Genomic DNA, 325 nt, shown 5'->3' on the forward strand with positions numbered 1-325 from the left:
CGGACGGCTTGCCGGATCCCACTTCCATGCAGACAAACCATCGTTACGGATCAGCATTTCGGTTCGCGTGAAGCTCCAGATCAGCTCAAAATCTGCCGGACGGCCAGCCATCAGCGCGAGCAACAAACCATAGCCCTGACCTTCGCTGTGGCTGATATTACCATTGGCATCATCAAGAATGCGGCCGTCTTTGGTGAGAAATTTCTCACTATAGGCAAGCCAGTCTTTTTCACTGATCATTGGCAGGTCTGTTTTGGTGGTATCTTGCGCAAAAGCATGGGGCAGTGGCGTTAAAAACGCTGCAAGCACCAGCATAAAAGCCAGT

Annotated in this window: 1 protein-coding gene; it reads right to left on the reverse strand. The window is 51.4% G+C overall.

The genetic code is table 11. The features are described 5' to 3' along the window. Window positions 1–324 (reverse strand): glycosyl hydrolase family 8 (locus tag HBA93_RS19925; RefSeq protein WP_286202086.1); only part of this gene is annotated, 324 nt, incomplete at its 3' end. Window position 325: the final 1 nt, after the last annotated feature.

The organism is Ochrobactrum sp. SFR4 (assembly GCF_019730395.1).
Taxonomy (GTDB): Bacteria; Pseudomonadota; Alphaproteobacteria; order Rhizobiales; family Rhizobiaceae; genus Pseudochrobactrum.